Genomic DNA, 23,538 nt, shown 5'->3' on the forward strand with positions numbered 1-23,538 from the left:
TCTTCTTTTTGTTATTGGATTTGGAACATAACAATTAGGTTAATGGTCTTCTTTTTTATGCCAATCCTTTTGGGGGTGGTCCTATTCGACAAAACATCCAGAATCAACTACAACCTCTAAACTATTCTTATCACTTGTAAAATACCGAGGCTAGGTGATTTTATTGCTGTGGTTTTCAATAAAAACATAACAAACTCTCTGTCCTTTCGGAGTGGGAATTCGTTATATCTGCAGTAAAATTGTGGTATGGAAAGTATGGTCTTCGATTCTACAAGCCATATATCCGTTAAGCTTCTGCGTTATAGCCTCCACCGAATCAAGACCTACTCCTCTTTCAATACGTTTGGATGAATATATACGAACACTTTGTTCTTCAAGCAACCCATCAAAACTGTTGGAAATTATCACTTTTAAGAAACCGCCTTGAATATGGCTCTGAATCCTTATAAACCGTTCTCCTTCTTGCATTCTCTCGCACGCTTCTACAGCATTTTCTAGACAATTACCAAGCACTACACAGAGTTCAATATCTGATAGTGTTGGACAGTCATTGGGAATGTGCAATTCATGCTCCAGGTGAATGTTTTTCTCCCGGATGCGTGGCGCGTAATAGCCTAATAGAGCAGATGCTGCATAGTTTTTACAGTAAATCGTCTTTTCTTCATGCTCTGTCACGTCGATTAGGCGGTTCAGGTATTCCGACAGTTTTTCATACTCTTTTTCCTGCTGATACCTGCTTATAACATGCAAGTGATGTCTGAGATCATGGTTGTTCCGCTTCGCTGTTTCAATATCGTTAAGTATTCTCGCATATTGCTCCGTTTGCAGCTGCGTTTGCATTTCAATACGGTGCTTATTTTCGGTTAGTATCATATTTTCGCTTGCCTGTTTGAGCAGGCTGGAAAGCAAGAAGAGAATCAACACTAGAGCAATTAGGCTGACTATCCTGGTGGCTATAAAGCTAAAACTATAAATATGTCTATAATTTTCCAAATTACCTGAAATTGAGCCAATGAAAAAGAATAAGCAAGGGATGAGCCACACCAATCTCCACATTTTAAATTGATCTGAATAGGCTTGGTCAATCATTTTTTTTAAATAGTAAGCAGAGGGAATGGTTATTAAAGCCGCCACCAAGAATGAAACAATATTCGAATAAAAGTACTGAACAGGACCGTCGCCATACACTGTAATTCTAGATTCGATCCAGTTACCAATTCCGGTGAACGTAATCACGCAGATACCGGAACAGCATATCAAGAAGAGAAGCTTCCATAAATGCTTTTTAAAAATAATTGCAAATAGAATCCACCGTGTGACTGAAATGAGACCCAAGTATAATTTAAACAGAGTTGTATCATGACCGATAAAGGAATAGAGATGCGCATATATTAAGCAAGCTAACAACAGATTTGAACTTATTAAAATAATAAAGGTTGATCCTTTTACACTTTTTCTGTTCCATAATGGATAAGCAATAATCAGTGTTACCGGAACGTAATTGATCAAAATATGGATAATTTGGCTGACAAGTTCAGGCATGATTGACGCCTCCCATTTGTAGTCTCGTACCACCTCGGCTAAATAGATGCTCTTATAGTGATATATAATTGAATAAATCCGGATTTATTTAAATTTGTTGAATTGTTTTAGAGTAATTCATTATTATTATATCATCTTGCAGTAAAGGTGCACAGAATTCAAAAACATTGATGTAATCCTATTTATTTGTCAGAAAAAGTCTTTGAGACCTACAATTATTCATTGCTCAGATCAAAATCCGGTTTTAAAGACGTGCCTGACTGGAAGACCGTTTCCAGGTTCTATTCCATCGCTGCGGCGAAATGCAGAGAAGCTCGTTTGATAGGATTAGGGAGTTGATCAAATTAGGATGGCGACTATTACCGCCATCCTTTTGGGAATATGTTGACCATTGAACATCGGATCTGCCGTATCTTCAAGCCTAACTCAGACATAATCAAGCTTGCTAGTTCAAATAAACAATCGGGGTAAATTCAAAAAGAACCACGGCATTTGTATCCATGTGAAAGGAATAAGAGAACGTCTCGTCAATCTTGGTGTCGAAAACCCGCAAGCTTGGCTTATTTGCCTTGTGGATATACTCTTCTGTTTCCTCGTCCAGTTCCTTGGCTTCTTGGAACTTGGAATAGGCATAGAAAAGTGCCCCATGATTCCGATCTAGGACTAGCCGTTTTACTTGAAAGCGGCCGTTTAATACTTGCTGAAGCCTGACGCTGAGATCCAATGATTGGCTGGCTAGAAAGGCTTCTTCGGAAGACAGCTGCGGATCAAAATAATTAGTATTCCATACTAGCAGCTGGTATTTCCTTCCCTGCTTGGTTAGAAGATGCTCTGGCCCTTCGGATAAAACAATGCCCATCATCCGCCGTGTCAGCTGCAAGCAGAAAAAGGAGGGGCGGCGATGTCCGTGAAAATGGAAAAGATCTAGTCCCGAGCTGTCGGTAGAACCGAAATTGCGGTTCTGCTCATGAACATAGAAATCCAGCCAAAAGCCGTAGCCATCGACTAATTGATCCAGCTGCAGCAATTCCTGTACAATGATTGCCCCTCGGAAGAACAACCCATTGAAATTAATCGTCGTACCAGTCAGCGTATTCCATTCCATTAAATAAAGCGGCACATTCATTTTCGCTTCCTTCAGCAGCTGTAAAATAAAACGAGTTTTCGCCTGAACATACTGATGGTAAAAGGCGGTCTCTTCTGAAAAGTCCTGTTTTTGATGCAGCACAACATTCGGCTCCACCGTAAAGGTAACGAAATCAGCTTGACCTGCCAGCTGGCTTAAAAAAACTTGAGCCGCTTGCCTGACAGCCTCTTCCTCGTAAGGATCAGGTAAAGGAAAGCAAAAGCCTACTTGAAACTGCTCTGAGAAGCTTCGGATTTTTTTCCGCAGGGCGAAATAATGAGCCTGTTCCTGCTGGCTGTACTTGGTACTCCACTCGAAATTAACCGACAGCAACGAACAAACCTGCTGACCGAATTTGTTAATCATTCGCTGGATAACCTGCAGGTAAATCAATGGACCGTATTTGTCATAGCGTTCCTTGGACAGCGTAAGCATCAGCTGCAGGTTGTTTTGACAAATGAACTCCATCGCCTGATCCAGCTCAGCAAAGGCAGGAAAAGAATTCAGCTTGGCCTGCTTAGCTAAGGTATAGCTCAGCGGCAGCTCAGGAAAAAGATGGAAGCAGCTGATCGTGTCCAGTGCATGAATCTGCTTTAATTCCAACAGCTCTGCTTGAATATTTTGCTTAGCCAGATCGGTTAGATTGCCAATCTGAATCATCACCTTGGCCGCTGAGCGCGGACGAATTTCTGAAACCTCCTGAATCAGCAGCTCTTTTGTTTGCCGGAACAAGTGATTGGGTGCATGCTCTGGCGGACTTTCCTGCAGCACACTATATAGCAGCTGAATAATCTGTCCAGACGTTAAATCCATCGAAGGCTTCAACGCCGTTCTTACAGGGTGTTCCTGTAGATCGTCCTTATTGCGATAGGCAGTTGGTGTCATCGTATACAACCGTTTAAACTGGTCGCGATAGACCTTCGCACTTTTAAACCCGTTATCCAGCGCAATCTGCTCAATACTTTTCTTAGAATGGGTCAAGTCATCGATGCTCTTGCGCAGCTGGATTTTTTTCAAATATTGAGACAAATACTCACCGGTTTCTTCCTTAAAGAGCTTCGACAAGGTCGATTCAGCAAAAAAGAAATGATCGGCAATCTGCTTCACTGTGATTCCTTTGGTACAATTTTCGGCAATAAATTCAATAATTTCTTTTATTTGGTGCTTTTCCGAATGAACGGTTCCTTGGTGCTTGCTAGTCATAAAATGCTGCACCAGCAGCAGCAAAATCATCTCTAATTTGATGGTTCCATAAATGGTATGCTCCGCTTGGGTATTAAATTCATTGATACATAGCTCGGTCATAGCAGCTTTCAATTCAGCCACTACCTGTTGCTTCCCTTGCAGATTATAGTCAAAGGGGCAGGCAAACAAGCTGTTGAAGAAGGCTGGATACTGCGAGGCAAAATAAATCGAGTCAATCCGTAAGAAAAGGACGACATTGTCTTCCTCCGCAGACACAACCGAAAGCAAATGATGCAAATTAACACAATATATGGTGCCCGCATGCAGCTGAACCGGCTGTCCATCGTCTTCGATAATCAGTTCCCCTTTTAGCGGCATGAGCAGCGTAAAACTGTCAGCGAAATAATGATCCGCCGCTGCCAGTCGCTGATAACGGATAGCGTAAGTTGTTTTGGTCTCCATAAGTCCTCCTTTTTCACCTAGTTTACCATTTTATTGAAAATATTGTTCGTTTCACCATCCTTTTCTTTCTTAAATTGACAAATAAAAGAAAGGTTTGAATAGTTGAAAAATTCTCCCTTGTAAAACTAACGATATCTTCTAAAATTCAAAGTGATCAGAGAAAGGAGCAAGAACAATGACTGAATTAAAAGAAAAAATTTTCCAGCGGATTAATGAACGTAAGGATGAAATGATCCAGCTGCGACGACACTTCCATCAATACCCAGAGCTCTCTTTCCACGAAACAAAAACAGCACAGACCATTGCTGAGTTTTATCAAGGCAAGGATTGCGAGGTTCATACACAGGTTGGCGGCGGAAATGGAATCTGGGTCGACATTACAGGAGGCAAGCCAGGAAAGCATCTAGCCATTCGGGCCGATTTTGATGCTTTACCTATTCAAGAAGAAACCAATCTTCCCTTTGCTTCAAAGGTTCCCGGCGTCATGCATGCTTGCGGGCATGATGGGCACACTGCCTACATGATGATTTTGGCCGATACCTTAATCGAGTTTAAGGATGAACTACCTGGCACCATTCGGATTCTTCACCAACCAGCTGAAGAAGTCCCACCAGGCGGCGCACAAACCATGATTAAAGGCGGCTGCTTAGACGGTATCGATAATGTCTTAGGCATTCACGTTATGAGTACAATGGATGTGGGCAAGGTCTTTTATCATGAAGGAGCGGTTCACACCGGTCGGGCCACCTTCTCAATTAAAATGCACGGCAAAGGCGGACATGGTTCAGCCCCTCAAGATGCCAACGATGCCATTGTAGCTGCTGCTCAATTTGTTACTTCGGTTCAAACAATTGTCAGTCGGCGGATTAGTCCTTTTGATAATGCTACTGTCACAATTGGTTCCTTCGATGGTAAAGGCTCGGCGAACGTCATCAAGGAAACTGTCGAATTGCAGGGAGACGTACGTATGATGAACGAAAGCTTACGTCCGGTGATCGAAAAAGAATTTAAGCAAATTCTTGATGGTATTTGTCAGGCCTTCAATATTACCTATGAGCTGAATTACTTAAACGATTATCCTGTCTGCATGAACGATCCAAAAATGACTCAATTGGTGAAAAAGGCGGTCACTGAAGCGAAGATTCCTGAAGTAGAAGGCGTAGAAGATTCTGGTCCACAAACAGCCTCAGAAGATTTCTCTTATTACGCACTGGAACGGCCAAGCTGCTTTTTCTTTGTCGGTGCTCATGAAAAAGGAACACCGATTTACCCTCACCACAATCCAAAATTCCAAATTGACGAAGACTGTTTGCCAATTGCCGCAAAATCAATGGCTAGTGCAGTTTTAGCTTATTTGTTTGAAGGGGTGGCAAAATGAGAACCGATAGTGTGACTCAAGAAGGATCTTTTAGAGGAAACAACCGCTTATTAATCGGAATTGTTTTCAGTGTATTAACCTACTGGCTGTTCGCCCAATCGCTGTTGAATATGGCGCCAGATGTCCAATCCGATTTGGGCATCTCCTCCGGTATCTTAAGCATCGGTGTTTCGATTACCGGATTAATCTCTGGTATTTTCATCGTAGTTGCCGGCGGTTTCGCTGACAAATTCGGTCGCGTGAAGGTTACCTATTTAGGCATTTTATTAAATATTCTAGGCTCTCTAGCTCTCATTCTAACCGGCAATGCCGCCATGTTCTTAATTGGCCGCGTCCTGCAAGGCTTCTCTGCTGCCTGCATCATGCCAGCTACAATGGCTATTGTGAAATCTTATTATCATGGAAAGGATCGCCAACGAGCACTTAGCTACTGGTCCATCGGTTCTTGGGGCGGTTCTGGACTTTGCTCATTTTTCGGCGGTGCAGTAGACAGCTCGCTAGGCTGGCGCTATGTCTTCGTGTTCTCGATTGTGATCTCGATTCTTAGCGCAATCTTGATGCTGGGAACACCAGAATCCGTTTCAACCGATGACAAGAAACAAGCCTTTGACAGTTTAGGTCTGGTTTTGTTTGTTATCTCAATGCTGTCACTGAATGTCGTTGTTTCAAAAGGAACTGAATTGGGCTGGGGAAATCCTATTACGCTTGGATTAATTGTCGTTGTATTGGTAGGCACGTTCTTGTTTTATCGAATTGAACGCAGCCGAGACAACAGCTTCGTTGATTTCTCCTTGTTTGAAAATAAAGGATACTTAGGTGCTACCATCTCCAACTTCTTACTGAACGCAGTTGCCGGAACCTTAATCATTATCAATTCCTACGTTCAACAAGGTCGAGGACTCACTGCTGCTAAAACAGGTCTTTTATCCATCGGCTACCTAGTCACTGTCCTAGTCACCATTCGGATCGGTGAAAAGCTGCTGCAAAACATCGGTGCCAAAAAACCAATGATTTGGGGAGCATTATTATCCGGCCTTGGTGTGTTGCTGATGTCTCTAACCTTTATACAAGGTATTACCTATTTAGTATTAGTCTTTATCGGCTATTCCTTCTTCGGAACCGGTCTAGGCATCTACGCAACCCCTTCTACTGACACCGCCATTTCCAGTGTGCCGTTGGAAAAAGCCGGCGTTGCCTCTGGAATTTACAAAATGGCCAGCTCGCTAGGTGGTGCACTCGGCGTTGCTATCTCTTCTTCGATTTACAGCGGCCTTAGCCAAAGCGCAAGCTTCGCTGCTGGCGCAACCAGCGGTTTGTTTGTTAATATTCTATTTTGTCTATTAGCGATTGTTTCAGTTGTATTGATTATCCCAACAAAGGTGGAGGATGCAAAATGATGAACAATGAAGAAAAAGTAAAAATTTTAGCTGACTTGGTAGCAATCCAATCAGTGAACGATCATGAAGTAACTGTGGCCGAATACCTAATCGATCTATTTAAGGCCCATTCAATTGAGGCCAAAATGATTAAATTAACCGACACTCGAGCAAACCTTGTGGCCGAAATCGGCCAAGGTGCTCCAGTAATTGGTGTGTCCGGTCATATGGATGTCGTCTCAGCCGGCGACAAATCCAACTGGACCTCTGATCCTTTCCAATTAACCGAACGAGACGGCAATCTTTACGGCCGTGGATCAGCTGACATGAAATCCGGCTTAGCCGCTCTAGTCATTGCTATGATCGAAATCCATGAACAAAAGCTGTTGAAAAAAGGCACCATTCGCCTAATGGCAACAACCGGTGAAGAAGTCGGCGGACAAGGCGCCTACCACTTCTATAAAGACGGCTTTATGAAAGACGTAGATGCTCTAGTAATTGCGGAACCATCCCAAGACACGATTATCTATTCTCATAAAGGCTCCATGGACGCCCGCATCCAATCAAAAGGCAAAGCTGCCCACAGCTCAATGCCTCAGCTGGGCTACAACGCCATCGATCCATTAATCGAATTCGTACACGAAGCCAACAACTTCTTCCGTACTACCGATAAAACCAATCAAATTTTGGGCGACTTAGTCATGAACACCACCATCTTCCAAGGCGGCAATCAAGTCAATTCGATTCCCGAAGAAGCCATGCTGGAAATGAACATCCGCACCATTCCAGAATTCGATAACGACGAAGTAGCCAAAGACCTAGAAAAACTCGTCGCAGAACAAAACAAAAACGGAGCCAAGTTAACCTTGGACATCTACATGTCCTTGCCTAGCGTCCTAGCCGCAAAAGAATCAAAACTATCAACACTCGCAGCCAAACTAGGTCAAGAACACTTAAACCAAGAAATCCAAACCGCAGCTTCACCCGGCGTAACCGATGCCTCAAACTTCTTAAGAGACAAGTCCGCGGACTTCCCATTCATCATGTTTGGCCCTGGCGAAACCAAGATGGCCCATCAGGTGGATGAATATGTGAACAAGGATGTATATCTGAAGTTTATTGATTTGTATGTTGATTTGCTGACGGGGTATGTGGGGGAATAGGTAGAACTGAAAGAAGAAGTAGCAGGAAGTCTTAGGGCTTGCTGCTGCTTCTTTTTGGGGTTGATAGGTATATAGCTGAAGTGATGCTTATCAAACCAGTTGTATAGAATGCTTTTTTATTTATGACGATTGGCATACCGCCTCTAAAAAATAGTTGAACAGCATTACAAGAAAAAGAAGGTACGCCCAAAGCTGAGCAGTCTCTTCGAAAAAAGTGCTGATAAGGTCATCTGATCTGTTTTTCATTTTTATCACTTCCTAGAAGTATTTTGAATTGGAAGATAATTGCGGTTATAGTTATCTTACCATAGAATACTTTTGGAAAAATCAAGAATGGGTTTGGGATAGGATATTGGAGGATGGGGAGTAATTGGTATTGCTTGATTGGTGGTCATTGTTTTCTTCATCTACTCCTATCGCATTATCGTCATCCTATCTTATAATATCTTTTCTGTTATGAATTATGAGATTACAAATCTACAAGATCCTTTATTGCTTCTAAATTTTGTTCTATTGCCGCATCTACGATAGTGTCAATGTTGTTTTGATTAATGGACTTGAGGTTTTTTACAGGATGGCGATAATTGTCGTCAGAAACGTTGCATTTTCTGTTATCCATTTTAAATCTGGTTCGTTTCTTTACATCAGAAGGTAGGATAGTTGGATCGCTACTACCGGGTTTTCTTAGTTTATACATCCGAAAGCTCCTCTGCTTTTTAGCGTTTCCCATAGTGCTTGCCTGCCTTTCTGTATGATCTGATAAAATGTTTATACAATGTTCACAGAAACTCACAATAATGAGGTTTACATTCAGACTCGGATAAGTAGCCGGCATGGCATCCAATCCAATGCTTTTGATCGATTTTGCCTCCAGCAATCCTGCGAGCGGCTGCAGAAAAAGGATCGCCACAATCATTAACCGACTGGCTTTCACCGATGGAATCCTTGCCTCTTCAACTAATACATTTCTAATCAAGACTGAGGCCCCTTTCCGTAGCTCGAAGAACAGCTCTTCCAAAGAATCCAGATCTTGCTTCACTACATTCAATGGGTCCTTAGCTGCAACTTTACCATTTTTTAAGATTACCACTTCATCAGCAATTTCTTCAACATCGGAAAGAACATGGGGCGAAAACAACACCGTTTTCCCCTTATCCGCCAGCTGACGAATTAGTCTTCGCAGGAATCTGATTCCAGCCGGATCTAACCCGTTCATTGGCTCATCGAAGACAGTAAACTGAGGATTACCCAATAATACAATCGCTAAGCCAGTCCGCTGCCCCTCACCTAAAGATAGTGATCCCAACGACTGTTTGCGTTTGTCATATAAGCCGACTAATTTCAGCACTTCAACCACCCGGCTTTTCGGAATCCCATTACTGATTGCCTGTATTCTGACCTAAGAATAGACCGACCTTGACTTGTTGCCGCCAATCCCATCAAAAACTGCACCGACTGTTTGAAGTGGATACTTTAACTCCGAATATCTTTGCCCGTCAAATACAGCTGAGCCACTATTTGTTTTATCTAGTCCTAACAAAATCTGTAAGGTAGAGCTTTTTCCAGCACCATTCGGTCCTAAAAATGCAGTGACATTTCCAGTCGGTGCCGTAAATGTCACATCGGACAACACTTCTTTTTTTCCGTGATATTGCGTCAGGTTCATTATCTCAATTGAATTAACCATTTTGTTCAGCTCCTTTTTCTATATGACTCCGGAGCTTGCAAAACGTTTCAAATTTTTTGATTTTTATTTTTTTTGCTGGTGGATGGGAGTGAGGTTACTGATTTAGATGATTGTGAGGGTAAAAAAGCTATAGAGACCACACTGACTAGGGTGGTGGCTTCTATAGCTTCGGTGTTGGTGTTGTTTGAGGAGGTATTATCTTGGATAAAACTGAAGTCACTTACTTGATTGCCTCTAACTACTTTGTTTACAAATTACTAAGGTTTTAAAAAAATTTAAAACATGAGAAAAATGATTTTACTCTCGCTCTCAAAAACTACTGTTCTATATTTCTATATCTTGTAAAAAGTCAATTAACTGCTTATCTATGCTCTCTTTTTGAGCTTTAGATTTCCCTTTAGACTTTAATTGATACAAAATATCAAAATCTGTATAACTTAATTGCGTAGGTTCGCCTATTAAAAAACCACTATTTACATTATAAAACAACGATAATTTTTGAAGTATTTTATTACTTGGAAAAACTCCAGTTTTTTCAATATTCTCATATGTCTCTTCTGAACATTTACAAGCTTTAGAAATTTCATAAGTACTAGAATTAGTTATTTCACGTAATCGCTTTAACCTGAGAGCGACATATAGATAATTCTTATCATTTTTCCAAGTGATTAACTTCTGAATCTCTATATAAATTTCAATGTTCCCCACAATAACAAAAAGCAAATTTTTCTTCACACGTGTTATTGCTTGAAAAAGACCATTTATTGATAGATAGGGATAGTAGTTCTCGCCATGAGTAAAAGTCAATTTATTATTAGAATAACTAACTCTATTATCTATAGGAATTAGCACATTATCAAATTCTCTCCCTATAACTTTAAAGCCATCTAGGGAAGATGAATTTATTTTTTTATTTTTTACAGCTCCTGTTTGTCTAGTCCTATACTGAGCGACTTCAATTGATTCATATCCTTCTATCTTAATTAAACTATTAATAAATACATTCGCCTCTTCAGGACTTTCAAAATATACAGCGTTAACTTTAGGAAATCCTATTGGCTGTAAACCGGCCTTGCTTTTATCGAATAGTTTTAGAATGAAAGTAGATAATGACACATCACTTCTAACCCTATCTTTTAAATTATATTTTTTATTATTATTAAATGCCTTATCTAACTGTCCTTCAATATCCAAAATAGATTCTTCTGGCTTTAAAGTTTGAGCCTTATCTACTCCAAAAATAAGAATGCTCGTAGTTTTAAACAATTTATAGAATTGATTCTTCCTTAGTCTTTGTGATTCATCTAATAAAATGTAATCATATCCCAGAGAACCAATGTTATCGAAATTAATATTCAAAATATCTCTAAATTCAAAACTAGTTTTTTGGTTGATTTCGTGCCAACCTGATAATGCAGAACAAAAAATCAATAAGACCGATTTTCCTTTATTACTTAACTTTTTAGCTAAGTCAAATAGAATTAATGATTTTCCTGTTCCAGCTCCCCCCTTTATCATTACATGATAATTTGATAAGTTTGAGGTTTCTTTTTCAACAATTTTTTTTTGCTCAGAATTCAAAAAGTAACGGGTATTTAAAAACCTGTCAATATCAGTATACGGAGAGATTATAAAATCATCCGCATTTAACTCTAATAAGAAATTTTCTTCAGAATAATCAATTGGTATAGAATTAGATAGTTCCTCTATAGTTGATTCTAATAATTTTTCATCTTTAAGTTTATAAACTTTTTTTTCTGAGCTAACGAAAGTATATAGTAAAACTTCCTTGTCTCCTGGTATACATCCTAGTAAATAATTATGTCTGATTAATTGATCATGTATCTCCTCTAAAGATGTCATTTCACTTTTTAGTTCAACATTTAGAGTTGTATTCTCTGAAAAACGCAATAAATCAAATTGTTCACGAAACGCAACTTCAACTATTACGTCTAAATGAAAACCAAATAATTTTTCTTTGTTTGTGTTAGAATTTTTAATCAATTCATTTGAAAAAATTTCTAAACTACTACACTCGCGCTTGCCCACATCATTAATTTTATTTATTCTTTTGTACGATTCAAAAACTATTGGATTTCTGAATGATTGAACATAAGCCTCTAGGTTAATTACTCCAGATTTCATTGTAAATTCTCCTCTTTGTATTAGTTATTGATTATACTATTTTTCTCATGCTTATACGTTCGCTAAATGAAAATATCCTTACACATTTACTACTAAGCACACAGAGCTAGACATTACACTATCAAATAGGGTATTTCCTGTTTAATGGTCTGAACGTTACCTATTTTTATTCTATGTCTGCTTCTTTAAAGAATCGACTGACCACTAGTTGGACCAGTTCATCCTCTGAGATTTTTTCATCACTATACTATATTACTCGGTGGAGTATCCTTTCTGTATCTTTATTTCTGAAAATAAATATATTCTCTTAAAGTGAGTTATTAGTTTGACAACAGTTCCAAGATACAATTTCACTCTGTTTAAAATAAGCTCAAAAAAATTAAAGTAAAAGCACTATTCAATTATATTATTTCTATTGATCCCTCTGAATAAATCATCAGAATCGTCCACATTCCCGTCATAATCTTCCCCTTGCTGCAATCTCTCCAAAAATCCTCTATAATTGATCCTATATATCCTATTTTAGAAAGAAGTTCATTATGAAAAAAACTATCGAAGTAGTCGGCGCAATCATCGTCGACAATGGAAAAATATTATGTGCCCAACGTGGGCCAGAAAAGTCTTTAGCTAATTTTTGGGAGTTTCCTGGAGGTAAGGTTGAAGCAAATGAAGCACCGATTGAAGCACTGAAACGAGAATTAACGGAAGAATTATTGATCACTGTTACGGTTGAAGATGAAATGTTTGAATCGACGAAGTATGAATATGATTTTGGCATCGTTCATTTAACGACCTTTATCTGTCACCTTCAGCAAGGTCAACCAAAACTAACCGAGCATGTGGCTATCAAATGGCTACCTGTTGAGGAATTGGATTCACTGGAATGGGCTCCGGCTGATATTCCAACGGTTGAAAAGTTAAAAACTAGTAAATTGTAGAGGAGTTTCCCATGGATGTTCTAGAGCAATCACTTAAAAAGGCCTTTATGAACAAAGAGATTGAAGGCTCTCATTATGATCCAAAGCTGATTATTAATCGTCCAAAGGAAAAGGAATTTTTACTGAATGTACTGCAAGAAGAAATTGATAGCTGTGAGGATTTTTTCTTTTCAGTAGCCTTCATTACTCAGGATGGCTTAAATGCTTTGAAGTCTCATCTTTCTGACCTGGCGGATCGAGGAATTTCTGGTCGTTTATTGACCTCGACTTATTTGGGATTTAATCACCCAGATATGTTTGAATCCCTTTTAGCTATTCCTAATCTGGAGGTTCGTATTTCGGCTAAATCTGGCTTCCACTCCAAGGGATATCTTTTCTCTCAGAAGGATTATCACTCATTTATTATTGGTAGCTCGAATTTGACCATGAGTGCGTTAAAGTTGAATTATGAGTGGAATATTCGCCTGACTTCCTACGAGCATGGTGAAGTGATCCACCAGATCCAGAATCATTTAGTGTCTGAGTGGGAACAAGCGGAAGCTCTAACTCCTGAATGGGTAACTGAGTATAGAAAAAATTATAAACCGGTTGTGAACAATCAAAAATTGGCGAATGCTGTTGATATAGCTGAGGTTGATTCTAATTATATTGTAGCTAACAAAATGCAAAAAGTTGCTCTGAAAAACCTTGAAGAACTAAGAAAAGCTGGGGCTAAAAAAGGCTTGATTATTTCGGCAACAGGAACAGGCAAAACTTATTTAGCTGCGTTTGATGTCTTACAGGTAAAGCCTAAGCGGATGCTTTTTATTGTCCATCGCGAGCAGATTTTAAAAAAAGCTGTAAAATCATTCAAAAAAGTTTTACGGGAAGAACCATCTGACCAATTCGGGATTCTCTCTGGTAGTCAAAAGGATACGGATGCGAAGTATTTGTTTGCGACCATTCAAACCATTTCTAAACCAGCTTATCAGGAATTATTTGAGCAGGATTATTTTGACTACATTTTGATCGATGAAGTCCACAAGGCTGGTGCTCAATCCTACCTGCAAACATTGAATTATTTTACACCTAAGTTCTTATTAGGAATGACTGCCACTCCTGAACGGACAGATAATTTCAATATTTTCGAGTTGTTTGACTACAATATTGCTTATGAAATTCGTCTGCAGGAAGCTTTGGAAGAGGATCTGCTATGCCCTTTCCATTATTTCGGGGTCACTGACTTTGAGACAGAAGATGTAGTTATCTCGGAAACAACTGATTTGAAGTATTTAACTATGGATGATCGGGTGAAATTTTTGATTGAAAAGATTCATTACTATGGCTGTTCGGGAAATGATCCTAAGGGGTTGGTGTTCTGTAGTCGTAAGGAAGAAGCTCGAGAATTATCCGAGCGCTTCAATCAGCGTGGAATTCCTAGTACCTATTTAACCGGTGAACACTCGATTGATGAGCGGGAAGCTCAGATTGAACGACTGGAATCCGGTGAACTCAACTATATTTTTACTGTAGATATTTTTAACGAAGGAATTGATATTCCAAAGATCAACCAGGTTGTGATGCTACGGAATACTCAATCTAGTATTATTTTTGTTCAGCAGCTCGGCCGTGGTTTGCGTAAGGATGAGTCAAAGGAATTTGTGACGATCATCGATTTTATTGGGAACTATAAGAATAACTATATGATTCCGATGGCTCTTTCTGGGGATATTACCCGGAATAAGGACAACCTTCGAAAAGATACCTTCGATACGAATTATATCAGTGGGCTTTCGACGATTAACTTTGAGGAAGTGGCGAAGGAACGAATCTTCAAGTCAATTGATGATGCTGCGCTGGATTCAATGAAGGAGCTGAAACAAATCTACTCTTCCTTCAAGAACCGCTTGAATCGAATCCCTTACTTAACTGATTTCATGCAGCAGCAGGTGCTTGATCCAATGTTGATTGCTAATAAATTTGATTCATACTATACGTTTTTGGCTAAGCTTAAAGACAATGAAGATACGTTATCAGCGGAAGAAAATAAGTTCTTGATGTTTCTGTCTCGAGAGATTCTACCGGGTATTCGTCAGCATGAAATTGTTTTACTGTCTAAGCTGCTTAAAGAAACTCGCGGATTAACTTTTCAGGAAGTTAGAGACACATTCGCAAAAAGTCAGCTACCTAATGATGATGAAACGATCCAATCTGTCCTAAGAACTCTTTCTCTAGAGTTTTACACAGGTGGACAAAAGAAAGCCTATGGTGGTGCTGAACTTATTTTTGTGGATAATTCGCAGCTAATTCAGTTATCCCCAGCTTTTCAACAGGCTCTAGAAAATTCCTACTTTAGAAAATTATTGGAAGACTTACTCACAGCTAGTTTCTATAAATCAGAGGATTTCGCAACCGATCAAGCACTGACTCGCTATGCAAAGTATCGTCGCCGTGATGTACTGAGAATGTTGAACTGGCACGAGCAGATGGTGGCTCAAAATATCGGTGGCTATACTTATAAGGATGGGAAATTCATTATCTTCATCACACTGCAAAAAGGTGAAGATTTCAAAGGTGCCCAAATGGCTTATGAGGATGAATTAATCGATGAAACCATCATGCGCTGGTTTACCAAATCACCTAGAACACTGGCTTCTCCTGAAGTAAAAGCCCTGCAAGATGCTGATAGCTGGACCATCCATCTATTTGTGAAGAAGTCAGATGATGAAGGTAAGGAATTTTATTATCTTGGTGAAGCAACCCCTATCCAGGATACAATTAAGCAGCTTTCTAAGCCTACTCAGGAAGGTAAAGCGCAGAACGTTGTGGAGATGGATTTGCGATTGGCGGAGGCCGTGGATACGAAGCTGTTTAAGTATTTAACGTGATACCGATTTAGTAAAACGAGCTTCTACTCTGTCTCATAATCTTGCTAAAACTATACTCTCAAATCTTATGTATTCTGACCTTATAACAAAAAATCGTCTAAGGATTGTCGATAGCAGTTGATCGATCCTTAGACGACTTTTTTAGTTTCAATACATTTTTCTTGGACAATTTGTTCTGCTTCGCAAAGTTTGCTTTTATCTCATCTTAAAGTAATCCTGAATCAAAAAAGCAGTAAAGCATAGTTGTTGACTGATCAATTTGTTAGGAGTGATATCTTTCAAATACAACTAGTCTTGAATTGATGTCTACGCTCTTTTATAGACTATTTATGTACTCCTGAATAATGTTTGCAAGTCAATTTGATTCATTCAAGAAAGAAATCTCTATAGTTCAGGAAGTTTTTTTCTATCTATGGTTGCAAGATGATACAGTCAACATGGTTAAGAATTAGCCAGAAAGTAGGTAAGAGGATGGAAAAATTCAAAATATTAACGGTTCAAGAAATGAAACAAGTAAATGGAGGAGGGCAATTTAGTATTAGTCCTATTGCTGTTGGAAAAAACGTCTGGGAATTCGGCAAAGGATTTGTTAAAGGTTGGAATAAGGCAAAATCGACGAAAGATTTGAGATTTCATTAATAACTAATATGGGAAAAGAAAGAGGGATTGTATGCCACTCCTAAAAGTAAGAACTATAAATGATGCTGAACTGAAAATTTTTTTTGGTGGAGGAATAGTAAGCAGTGTGGGGGAATGGGTAGGAAATTCTATTCATAACTCTGCTATCAACAGAGCACAACACCTTATTGATCATCCAAGACGTCGAGGATTACCGAGACGTTAAAACAAGAAATTGCCCAAAAGAATTTAATTGTTTTGGGCAATTTCTTGTTTAGATTCTAGGAACAACTCCAGCGTTAAGGCACACCAAATCAAATCAAATAACTTACTTACAAGCCCATCACTATAATACATCCCGAGGCCAAAAGTTATCACTACAAAAATAACAATAATGAATTTTAGAATTTTGCTGTTTTTCCATTTGGTTATGTAAAATCCAAAAAATGCAATACTGAGCAAGGCACTGGGGAAAACTTTAAGATCAGACGATAAGACATATAAGAATAACGATAAAACAAAAGGTACTCCTAACCATTTTTTGATAGTTTCCATAATCATGCTCCTTTGTACTAGTTAGTGATTCATGTATAAGACTGGAATACTAGTAAATACTTTTTGACTATAACTCAAAAAATAAAGTAATGGATTAATCAGTCCTGAACCATAGGAGATTCACTCCTGAAAGGAAGATACAAAGTAGATTCATTTGTGGAAAAGCTCAATGATAAAAGTTAGGAATTTTAGTATCTTGGTAAAGCCTACTCATGAAGGAAAAGAGCAGAACGTTGTGGAGATAGATTTGCGATTAACAGACGCTGTGGATACGAAGTTGTCTCAGTACTTGACTTAGGTTTTCATTAGGTCAAGCATATGTACTGGTCCGGAATGTTTTACTTACCATGTGTTTTTTAGTCTTAGAAGAATTTCCCTACTTCAAAAAAACTAGTCTCCATAGATCAAAAAGAGCATAATTTTATACAAACATCGGATCAGCATAGAAAGGAGCCCCAATCATATGAATACACTGATCAACATACTTGCGATTCTCTTCATTGCTGCCGGTTTCTTTGCGTTTGCGGTGCATTACCATCGGAAATTACGAGTGAAGAATAAATTTTTGAAGCTTCTATTTTCAGGGTTCATTGCACTTTTGGAGCTGTTTTAATTGTTAAGAATTCAATGGATCGGCAAAGCTTGCCGGTCTTTTTTTGATGAAAAAGAAGCTCCTCATCGTCGAGAAGCTTCTTGCTTAGACTATTTATTAAACTCACCCTCATACAAATAACAAGCAACCCTATGCCCCGAAGACACCTCCAAAAACTCTGGTGTCTCTTCAGCACATTTCTCCATCGCAAAAGGACATCTGTTGTAGAAGGCACAACCTTTGAAATCACTTGTTCTAACTGGCTGTTCGCCATTAAAATCAGGTGCTTCGTCTTTTCGAATATAAGGGTCTGGCACAGAGGCAAAGAGTCCCTTGGTATAAGGATGAAGAGGATTGTTAAAGAGTTCGTCGGTATCGGCTTCTTCTACTAAAGTACCGAGATACATTACTCCGATTCGATCGGAGATATAGCGAATCACTCCGATATCATGAGAAATGAAGAGTAAGCTTAAGTTTAGATCCTGCTGTAATTCCATCAAGGTATTTAAGATTTGGGCCTGAATGGAAACATCCAGTGCAGATACTGGTTCGTCACAGATAATCAGCCGCGGCTGAATCACTAAGGCACTGGCAATCCCCAATCGTTGGACTTGTCCGCCTGACAGCTCATGAGGGAATCTGAAGTAATGATGTTCAGATAATCCGACTTTTTCTAACACCTTAACCACTTGATCTCGTCGTTCAGCAGCATCAGATACGCCGTGTACTTTCAAAATATCCTCGAGAATACTGCCGATTCTTTGTCTTGGGTTTAAGGCTGACAGGGTGTTCTGAAAGACCATCTGCAAGTCTTTTCTCAATGGGAAAAATTCTTTATCATTAAGTGTGCCTAGGTCTTTTCCTTCATAAATAATCGAACCGTTGCTGGGCTTCTCCAGGCCAACAATCATTCGCCCGGTCGTTGTTTTTCCGCAGCCTGATTCACCTACTAGGCCATAGGTTTCGCCTTCTTTTATATGGAAGGATAAGTTATCCACTGCCAGCATTTGTTCTTTCGGGCCAAAAAAGGCAGCTTTTTGTCTGCGCACAGGAAATGATTTTTGAAGGTTGTTAATCTCTATTAAATGATTATCCATCACTATCCCTCCCCTACATTAGCAGCTTCGTCATATTTCCAGCATTTTACAAAGTGATCTGGCCGCGCTTCGATCATCGGCGGTTGTTCTTGGAAGCAACGTTCATCGGCATATTTGCAGCGGGTGCAGAAGTGGCAGCCTTTTGGTATCTCTGAAAGCGAGGGAACCGTTCCTGGTATAGTTGGAAGAGGTTCTCCACGTTTGGTTTCCAGATGAGGGATACATGAAATGAGGCCCTCTGTATAAGGATGCAAGGGTTCTGCAAATAATTCTTCTGTTGCGGCATTCTCGACAATCTGTCCTAGATACATGACTTTAATCCGATGGCAAAGTTTAGCAACAACCCCCATATCATGAGTGATAAAAAGTACCGACATCCCTAGGGTTTCGTTCAACTCTTTGATTAGCCGCAGAATCTGTTCTTGGATCGTTACATCCAGGGCGGTCGTTGGTTCGTCAGCAATCAACAGTTTTGGTTCGCAGGCAAGGGCCATGGCAATCATTACTCGTTGCTGCATGCCGCCGGACAGCTCAAAGGGATATTTTTTTAGGCAGGCTGCTGGATCAGGAATCCCAGTTAAATGCAGCATTTCAATACTGCGCTTTTTAGCTTCATCTTTGGATACCTGCTTGTGCAGTGTAATTACTTCACTTAATTGCTTTTCCACCGTATGCACTGGACTTAATGAGTTCAATGGATCTTGAAAAATAATGGAGATGTCGTTTCCGCGAATCTCTCTAAGCTGTGCTAATGAATCCTGCAATAAATCATTGCCTTCGAAGAGAATCTCGCCTTCATATTTTACCGCTGTATCATGATCTCGCAGCCGCAAAATCGATTGGGACATCACACTTTTTCCTGAACCTGATTCACCAACGATCCCAATGATCTCTCCGGCATGAATGGTTAAGTCCACTTCATCTACTGCTGGAAGCCACTTTTTATGAATCGGGAACTTTACTTTAAGTTGCTTGATTTCTAGTATTTTAGTTGCTTTATCAGCTGGCTTATTCACTATTTTTTGTTCCCTCCTTTTACTCTTGGATCAAGGTAATCTCTAATCCCATCGCCTAGAAGGTTCAGGCTCAATACACAAATGATGACCGCCAATCCTGGAGCAATCATAGTCCAAGGAGCTTTGGAAAAGATTAGCTTGCTGTCCTGCAGCATATTGCCCCAGCTGGCTGCCGGTGCTGGTATTCCTGCCCCCAAGAAGCTCAGAGAGGCTTCGGCAATGATCGCTTGAGCAAAAATGAAGGAGGCTTGAACCGTTAGGGGAGAAATAACCCCTGGTAAAATTAGTTTCCATAGAATTTTAAAATTGCTGAATCCTTGTACTTTAGCAGCCTCTATATACGGCTGTTCCTTAATAACCAGCGCACTGGCTCGAACGGTACGAGCGACACTTGGTGTATATACGATGGTCAGTGCCCAGACCACATTCCAGCTTGAGGTGCCGAAAGTCGTAATCAGAGAAATGGCCAACAGAATCCCGGGAATCGCAATCAGCGCATCGCAAATTCTCATCAGGACATGATCCAACAGCTTGAAATAGCTGGCATATATCCCAATAATCGTGCCGATCACACAAGAAAATACTGCTACCGATCCTCCTACCCACAGGGAAACTCGGGCGCCATACATTAAGCGAATCAAAATATCTCGGCCAAATTCATCCGTGCCAAATCGATGAGCCGCGCTGGGCGCATTGAAGCGTTCCGTCACCGCCATGGCATTAGGATCAGTGGTGTTAATAATGGGAATAATCATCGCCGCTGCAAAAATGGCCGCAAAACCAATCAGTCCAATGATGAGAGCTGGATTCGTGAGTAATTTTTCCTTGCGAAGCTGTTTTTGTTCCTTAACGATGGCTATCCCTGCTTCGGACATCCCTTTTCTTGTTAAAAACATGCGCTCACCTCCTACTTACGTCCCGGCTGCAGTCTTGGGTCAACAAAGCCGTACAACACATCGACGATCAAATTAACTAGTACATATAGTAAAGTCACAAATAAAACGACTCCTTGGATCACAAAAACATCCCGGCGATTAATGGCAGACATCGTAAGCATTCCCAATCCTGGAATATTAAAGAGGGTTTCTGTAACGATTGTTCCGGTGATTAGACTGCCAAAGGATTGGCCGATCGCCGTCAATATCACAGGTGCTGCATTCTTCAGGCCATAGCTTAAAATGACCCGTTTTTCTTTTAAACCCTTTGCACGAGCAGTTTGAATAAAACTCTTATGTAAGATCTCTAACAGCGAGGACCTGATCATCCGGGTTAGATAAGCTGCTTGTACGATACCTAGTGATAAGGCTGGCAGAAATAAGTACTTCAAGTGCTCGCCAATCCCTGCTGAAAGGTCCGCATAACCAGCTACTGGAAACCAATGATTGTATACACTAAAGGCCAGCATTAAAAACATACTCAGCAGAAAGCCAGGCAAAGCTGAGCCTAACAACGACACAGATACTGATGCCACATCAATGGCTGTTCCCCGTTTGTAAGCCGCCAATATTCCCAATGGCATGGCAATGATCACGGCTAAAATTTGAGCAAAAATAGCTAAACTAAGGGTAGGTCCAAAATACTCGCCAATTGCAGACAGCACCGATTGCCGTAAAAAGAAGGATTCGCCCCAATTCCCTTGTACGATGCCTCTCAACCAATCCACGTATTGAACCAGAAATGGCCGATCAAAGCCCAGCTGTGCATTCATTTGACTAATCTGATCAGGACTCGCCTCCAGCCCTAGAATAGCTGTCGCTGGCCCCCCTGGTATAAGATAAACGATCAAAAAGGCGATAATCGATACGATAAACAAGACCGGAATCAATGACAGTATTCGTTTTACTATATAAGAAAACATAATGTACTCCTATCTATACTTCTGTGAAAAAACGGCGAGCCGCCGTAGCAGCTCACCGCGTCCATCACTTATTCTGAGACTGTTGCATTCCAGAAGATTGGGAATCTCATATATTCGTAGCCGTCTACATTATTGCTGACCGCATTCACCCCGGTAAAGTGACCAAGAACTGTTGCGCCGCCGTATTCATAGATGAACTCTTGTAGATCGTCCCAAGCTGCCTTCGCTTCTTCTTGAGAATTAGCTGAGCGCATTGCTTTGATTCCGTCCGTAACCTCTGGTCGGTCCAGCCCAGCCCACGTCTTATCTAGTACCGTTAATTGAATCGGAAGAACGTTGTAGCTGTTGCTGGTGATAAACATACTGCATTGGTTAGGATCTGCACGATGCTCCATAAAGGTACTGAAGTCATAGCTTTCAACTTCGGCATTGATCCCTACTTTTTTAAGCTGCTCTTGTACAACTAGTGTAGCGTTATACATTTCTGGATAGTCTGGTGTGGTTACCAGCACCAATTTTTCGTTGTTATAGCCAGCTTTCTTCAGTAACTCTTTTGCTTTATCAGGGTCGTTTTGATTGTAGTATTCTTTCCCTGCTTCGCTGCCCCATTGAGCATCATCTGGATTAAACCAGCCTGGATTTTCTTCAAAAAGCTGCTTGTTTCCATAGCTGGCAAGCAAAATATCATCCATATTAAGTGCTGCCAATACAGCCTGTCTCATATCCTGTTTTTCCATAATTCCTACTGTAGTGTTAAGGAACAGGTTCAGGGTTCCGCCTTTAGTAACATCTAGTTTTAGGTTAGATGCTTTTTCTAATTCTTCATAATTATCTTGAGGAACTTCCTCTACGATGTCATACTGCCCGTTCTTAGCACCGGCAATACGTGTTGATGCATCGGTTACAATGTCAAAAACAAGCTTATCGGTAGCTGCTGTTTTCTTGCCAGCCAAACCAGTTGTCGCATTCTCTCTAACCTTGTAATCGTCAAATTTTTCCAATTCAATGTATTGATCCTGTTTCCAATCGGCTAATTTGTAAGGGCCGGTTCCAATGTACTCAGTAATCCCTTTTTCACCAGCTTTTTCTACGATTTCGGCAGGGTAAATCGCCGCAAACATAATCGGATTTGCAAGTACGGTAATTACATCCGATGACGCTTCATTGGCAGTCATCTTCACAGTGTAATCATCTACCTTTTCAAATGTCGATCCACCAATCAAGGTGCTCGCTTTTTGTGAGTCTTTCACCCAACGACTTAGTGACGCCACTACATCATCCGCAGTCATTTCTTTGCCATTATGGAATTTGACGCCCTTCAAAAGTTTGATTGTGTATACTTTGCCACCCTCGCTTACTTCATAGGAATCAGCAAGTACCGGCTGAGGCTCAAAATTGCCATCCATCGCAAACAACGGCTCAAAAATGTGGTAGCCGATTTGGGCTGTAATATTAGAGTTTGCGATCTGAGCATCTAAAGAAGGTGGATTCGCAGACACGGCAATCCGAAGCTCGTCTTTTTTACCAGATGCTGCATCGTTACTGCCATCGGTTTTATCCCCTCCAGAACCTCCACATCCAGCTAATAATACAAGCAAACAAAATGGTACAGCTAAATATTTCCAAACTGACTTTTTCAACATTAACATCTCCTCTGATTTTTCATTCTTGGTAAAGTAGTTTAAAAAGATTGGTTGATTTCAAAAAACTCAGACCGAAGCATAGTATATTGATTCACAAGGAACGATGCTTTTCTAGAAGCATTTTTGGCGTACGAAAAAAGCATCCCGAATCAACAGCATGCTTTCTCATCAATTCTCAATAAATAGTCAGTGGACGAAGCCCTTCAAAAAAGAGCACAGCTTTCGAACACATCAAAAAAGCCAACATTCACGGCAACGTCACAAAAAAAACAAGACATTAACAAAATTGG

At 40.3% G+C, this 23,538-nt stretch carries 16 protein-coding genes and 1 pseudogene; 7 read left to right on the forward strand and 10 right to left on the reverse strand.

Going from position 1 to position 23,538, the window contains the following annotated elements; genetic code table 11:
* Positions 1-222 precede the first annotated feature (222 nt).
* Both I588_RS19215 and I588_RS19220 read right to left on the reverse strand, forming a co-directional pair.
* Positions 223-1,542 (reverse strand): sensor histidine kinase, encoded by a 1,320-nt coding sequence (locus I588_RS19215; protein ID WP_010758522.1) that lies wholly within the window; start codon positions 1,540-1,542, stop codon positions 223-225.
* 445 nt (positions 1,543-1,987) lie between these two features.
* On the reverse strand, positions 1,988-4,315 hold the full coding sequence (locus I588_RS19220) for a helix-turn-helix domain-containing protein (RefSeq protein WP_010758523.1): 2,328 nt from the start codon (positions 4,313-4,315) through the stop codon (positions 1,988-1,990).
* 175 nt (positions 4,316-4,490) lie between these two features.
* Here I588_RS19220 and I588_RS19225 point away from each other — a divergent pair, with 175 nt between their 5' ends.
* From I588_RS19225 to I588_RS19235, 3 genes are read left to right on the forward strand one after another with little or no spacing between them, the layout of a single operon-like run.
* The gene (locus I588_RS19225) at positions 4,491-5,693 is read left to right on the forward strand and encodes a M20 family metallopeptidase (RefSeq protein ID WP_010758524.1); all 1,203 of its coding nucleotides are present in this window, start codon (positions 4,491-4,493) and stop codon (positions 5,691-5,693) included.
* Positions 5,690-7,090, forward strand: coding sequence for an MFS transporter (locus I588_RS19230; RefSeq protein ID WP_010758525.1), 1,401 nt, complete (start codon positions 5,690-5,692; stop codon positions 7,088-7,090). The genes I588_RS19225 and I588_RS19230 overlap by 4 nt, the downstream gene beginning before the upstream one ends.
* Positions 7,087-8,232: an ArgE/DapE family deacylase gene (locus I588_RS19235; RefSeq protein WP_010758526.1), complete on the forward strand. Its 1,146-nt coding sequence runs from the start codon at positions 7,087-7,089 to the stop codon at positions 8,230-8,232. The genes I588_RS19230 and I588_RS19235 overlap by 4 nt, the downstream gene beginning before the upstream one ends.
* Before the next feature lie 994 nt (positions 8,233-9,226).
* Here the strand turns inward: I588_RS19235 and I588_RS27915 are convergent.
* Together I588_RS27915 and I588_RS19245 are read right to left on the reverse strand one after the other, a co-directional pair.
* Positions 9,227-9,919, reverse strand: a pseudogene (locus tag I588_RS27915) (ABC transporter ATP-binding protein); the annotation flags it as partial.
* 324 nt (positions 9,920-10,243) lie between these two features.
* Positions 10,244-12,064, reverse strand: coding sequence for a DNA/RNA helicase domain-containing protein (locus tag I588_RS19245; RefSeq protein WP_010758529.1), 1,821 nt, complete (start codon positions 12,062-12,064; stop codon positions 10,244-10,246).
* Positions 12,065-12,603: 539 nt separating this feature from the next.
* Between I588_RS19245 and I588_RS19250 the strand changes: the two genes are divergently transcribed.
* From I588_RS19250 to I588_RS19260, 3 genes are all read left to right on the forward strand, one after another.
* Positions 12,604-13,002 carry a (deoxy)nucleoside triphosphate pyrophosphohydrolase gene (locus I588_RS19250; RefSeq protein ID WP_010758530.1) on the forward strand — a complete coding sequence of 133 codons (399 nt, stop codon included), beginning with the start codon at positions 12,604-12,606 and terminating at the stop codon, positions 13,000-13,002.
* An 11-nt stretch (positions 13,003-13,013) separates the two neighbouring features.
* Positions 13,014-15,869, forward strand: a complete 2,856-nt coding sequence (locus I588_RS19255; protein ID WP_010758531.1) for a DEAD/DEAH box helicase — start codon at positions 13,014-13,016, stop codon at positions 15,867-15,869.
* 471 nt (positions 15,870-16,340) lie between these two features.
* Positions 16,341-16,508: a bacteriocin gene (locus I588_RS19260; RefSeq protein WP_010758532.1), complete on the forward strand. Its 168-nt coding sequence runs from the start codon at positions 16,341-16,343 to the stop codon at positions 16,506-16,508.
* A gap of 228 nt (positions 16,509-16,736) precedes the next feature.
* Here I588_RS19260 and I588_RS19265 read toward each other — a convergent pair whose 3' ends face one another.
* On the reverse strand, positions 16,737-17,042 hold the full coding sequence (locus I588_RS19265; RefSeq protein WP_010758534.1) for a hypothetical protein: 306 nt from the start codon (positions 17,040-17,042) through the stop codon (positions 16,737-16,739).
* 463 nt (positions 17,043-17,505) lie between these two features.
* On the opposite strand from I588_RS19265, the gene I588_RS27365 reads away from it, so the two are divergent.
* Positions 17,506-17,655, forward strand: coding sequence for a hypothetical protein (locus tag I588_RS27365; protein WP_010758535.1), 150 nt, complete (start codon positions 17,506-17,508; stop codon positions 17,653-17,655).
* A gap of 89 nt (positions 17,656-17,744) precedes the next feature.
* On the opposite strand, the gene I588_RS19270 is transcribed toward I588_RS27365, so the two are convergent.
* From I588_RS19270 to I588_RS19290, 5 genes are all read right to left on the reverse strand, one after another.
* Positions 17,745-18,731, reverse strand: coding sequence for an ABC transporter ATP-binding protein (locus tag I588_RS19270; protein WP_010758536.1), 987 nt, complete (start codon positions 18,729-18,731; stop codon positions 17,745-17,747).
* 2 nt (positions 18,732-18,733) lie between these two features.
* Entirely contained in the window at positions 18,734-19,747 is a 1,014-nt protein-coding gene (locus I588_RS19275) for an ABC transporter ATP-binding protein (protein WP_010758537.1), read from the reverse strand.
* Complete coding sequence (locus tag I588_RS19280) at positions 19,747-20,643, reverse strand: ABC transporter permease (protein WP_010758538.1); 897 nt, start codon at positions 20,641-20,643, stop codon at positions 19,747-19,749. The genes I588_RS19275 and I588_RS19280 overlap by 1 nt, the downstream gene beginning before the upstream one ends.
* 11 nt (positions 20,644-20,654) lie before the next feature.
* Positions 20,655-21,605: an ABC transporter permease gene (locus tag I588_RS19285; RefSeq protein WP_010758539.1), complete on the reverse strand. Its 951-nt coding sequence runs from the start codon at positions 21,603-21,605 to the stop codon at positions 20,655-20,657.
* Between the two features lie 68 nt (positions 21,606-21,673).
* Complete coding sequence (locus I588_RS19290; RefSeq protein ID WP_010758540.1) at positions 21,674-23,248, reverse strand: ABC transporter substrate-binding protein; 1,575 nt, start codon at positions 23,246-23,248, stop codon at positions 21,674-21,676.
* Positions 23,249-23,538 lie beyond the last annotated feature (290 nt).

This window comes from Enterococcus pallens ATCC BAA-351, from assembly GCF_000407485.1.
GTDB lineage: Bacteria > Bacillota > Bacilli > Lactobacillales > Enterococcaceae > Enterococcus_A > Enterococcus_A pallens.